Source organism: SAR324 cluster bacterium (assembly GCA_029245725.1).
Taxonomy (GTDB): Bacteria; SAR324; SAR324; order SAR324; family NAC60-12; genus JCVI-SCAAA005.
Map to the genome: position 1 here is coordinate 1 of JAQWOT010000385.1, position 2939 is coordinate 2939.

The following is a 2939-nucleotide window of genomic DNA, read 5'->3' on the forward strand; positions in this document are numbered from 1 at the left end:
AACAAGCCTATTTGGTCCCAGATGCTTGGCCCGGGAGTTACCGAAAAACCCTACGGCAGCCCCTCACCCCATGAGGCTCATGTAGTACGCAGAAATGTAGGCTGGCTAACATCTTCAACCCAGTCTTCGATCAACTTCACACCACTGCAGGATCTGCACGGCATCATCACTCCAAATGGGCTACACTTCGAGCGGCATCATGGTGGAGTACCTAGCATCAATCCAAATGAGCATCGCCTGATCATCCACGGCATGGTCAAGTATCCAATGATGTTCACAATGGATGAATTGATGCGCTTCCCAAGCGAATCACACATTCACTTCATCGAGTGCCCTGCCAATGGGGGTATGGAGTGGAAGGGTGTCCAGATGCAGACCGTCCAGTTCACTCATGGAATGGTGAGTTGTTGTGAGTGGACCGGTGTCAAGGTATCCACTCTGCTTCAAGAAGTTGGAGTTGACCCCAAGGGAACATGGGTACTAGCTGAAGGTGCCGACGGAGGTTCAATGGATCGTTCGATCCCCATGGAAAAGATGATGGACGATGCAATGATTTGCTGGGCTCAGAATGGAGAACGACTACGTCCTGAGCAAGGCTACCCGATTCGTCTACTAGTCCCCGGCTTTGAGGGCAACATGAACATCAAGTGGCTACGCCGTCTCAAGGTTGGAACTGAACCATGGATGACTCGTGAAGAGACCTCCAAGTACACAGATCTCATGGACGACGGGACTGCACGACAATTTACTTTCCTTCAGGAAGCCAATTCCTGCATCACCTATCCCTCAGCTGGTCAACAAATGAGCCACAAGGGCTTCCACGAAATTACAGGATTAGCCTGGTCTGGCCGAGGCAAGATCCAGCAGGTTGATGTCTCAGTAGATGGTGGCCGCAACTGGCACACAGCTTCGTTGCAAGAACCCGTGATGAGCAAGTGCCTCACACGTTTCCGTATTCCCTGGCAATGGAATGGTGAAAAAGCCCATCTCCAGAGCCGAGCGATGGATGAAACCGGATATGTTCAGCCTACCATCACTCAGCTTCGCGAAGTGCGGGGGATCAACTCGATCTATCACAAGAACAGCATTTACACATGGGAAATTGATACGAACGGAGAGGTAAAGAATGTTCAACTTAGCTAGGATTTTTGGAGGACTCGTCGGCACTCTGCTGCTTGTCTCTCCCTTACTGGCTGAACCTCTGCAATTCAAGCTAGGCCGAATTGCTACAGATAAGGAAATTGCAGGTTGGGATATTAGTGTTGGTCCAGATGGCCGAAATCTGCCGGATGCCAAAGGAACTGTCTTTCAGGGCGAGAAACTTTACCAGACCAAGTGCGCTTATTGTCACGGTGAATTTGGTGAGGCTGTGGGACGTTGGCCCGTTTTGATGGGTGGAGAAGACTCATTAGATACCATGGAACCTGTGAAAACAGTAGGTAGCTACTGGCCCTATGCCACCTCTGTTTTCAGCTATATTCGTCGTGCAATGCCCTTCTACAATCCTCAATCTCTCTCAGATGAAGAGACCTACGCCATCACGGCCTATGTCTTTTATCTCAATGATCTAGTGGCCGAGGAATTTGAGTTAAATCAAGAGACGATCATGGAAATCGAGATGCCAAATAGCCAAGGTTTCTTCGGTCCTGATCCTCGCCCAGACGTACAGAACGTAGCCTGTATGAAAAACTGCGTTACCGGTCAGGGTCTCTAAGCTTCTCTTACAAAGAGGTCAGTTCTCTGCTGGCCTTTCCCCTCCTTTTGCTCTACTGCTTCCTTTTCATCAACGATTTTTTTGTTCATTCGGAGATTCAGGAGTTCCATGTTGGTCCGAATGCTTATCCTGAGTTTATTGGGTGTTAGTGGATTTCTCTCTGCAACGTCTGTTTCAGGTGTAACAGCTCAAGAACAATCAGAACGACTACAATTGATCTACGCCCACCTGCTTGATTTCCAGTCTCAACGCCCACCCATGGCTGTGTTGGGAAAAGGACAGGAATGGGAAGTGGAATTTCTCCATCGACCTGAAGTTAACAACCGAATTGGGAACAAGCAGGAGCCAGTCGAAGGTCCACCAGTTCTTCCCCGGTTTCGCTTTCGCCAATTTTTTGAACAAAGCTATTTGGTGGGACTTGGACTGCAAGTGCCTGTTGAAGTAATGGGCTATCGCTACAGTTTCTTGGCGGGTGAGGTTGGTTATCAATGGGAGTTCAAAGAGGACTGGGCCACAACTGTTCGAACATATGTTGCTCACTCAATCATTAATGGGCCAATTACGATGACAAATGCTGATGATCTGTTTGAAGTCCAGCAACAAGGAGTTGATGCTAGTTTGGGGTTTCAGTGGGAGGACTGGCTATTCTCAGGAGGCTTGGGGCATTCCAGCGTCCAAAACAAACTTTCGATTGAGGAAGATGGAGTAATGCTGGATGAGCCTGCGACTGGGTACACGTATTTTTATGGAGGGATTGGATATGTGGTTCAACCAGATCTTCGGCTACAATTTACACAATACTCCACAGATACGATCTTACGTCACTGGACTGTTTCTGTGACACTACTGCACTAGGAAATTCATGATTAAAATTTGCGGTTTATTCGTGTTTGGCTTCTCCATGCTGCTCATGTCCTGCTCAGAAGTGGACACGTTAGGTGATGAGTCACCTGATGAGATTGTGATTAAAGGTGCACCCACTTGGAAAAATGGAATTGGGGAGTTGGTTCAACTAAAGTGTGCATCTTGTCACCAAGTGCCAGCATCCAGTTATACACCAGAGGGAACCCCAACTACGCTAGATCTTCGTCACTATGACACTGCTGGAAGCGTTCGAGGAGGGGACGCGCTTGGAATCTGGATTACGGCTGGAATTTTAGAGAAACTATTGGACGGGATTCGAAAGATGCCACTGGAATATGCAACCCCACTGACAGATCAAGAA

4 protein-coding genes are annotated in these 2939 nt (G+C 48.4%); all 4 read left to right on the forward strand.

Annotated elements, in window-relative coordinates:
- The coding region (soxC, locus tag P8O70_21155) for a sulfite dehydrogenase (GenBank protein MDG2199350.1) at positions 1-1143 on the forward strand (1143 nt) is incomplete at its 5' end.
- Positions 1127-1714, forward strand: coding sequence for a cytochrome c (locus tag P8O70_21160; GenBank protein MDG2199351.1), 588 nt, complete (start codon positions 1127-1129; stop codon positions 1712-1714). The genes soxC and P8O70_21160, both read left to right, overlap by 17 nt.
- A gap of 108 nt (positions 1715-1822) precedes the next feature.
- Positions 1823-2569 carry a hypothetical protein gene (locus tag P8O70_21165; protein ID MDG2199352.1) on the forward strand — a complete coding sequence of 249 codons (747 nt, stop codon included), beginning with the start codon at positions 1823-1825 and terminating at the stop codon, positions 2567-2569.
- A 7-nt stretch (positions 2570-2576) separates the two neighbouring features.
- Positions 2577-2939 (forward strand): hypothetical protein (locus tag P8O70_21170; protein MDG2199353.1); only part of this gene is annotated, 363 nt, incomplete at its 3' end.

What these genes read in the sequence shown, in the direction of transcription:
- P8O70_21160 (MDG2199351.1), top strand. Translation starts at nt 1,127, where the DNA reads ATGTTCAACTTAGCTAGGATTTTTGGAGGACTCGTCGGCACTCTGCTG.
- P8O70_21165 (MDG2199352.1), top strand. Translation starts at nt 1,823, where the DNA reads ATGTTGGTCCGAATGCTTATCCTGAGTTTATTGGGTGTTAGTGGATTT.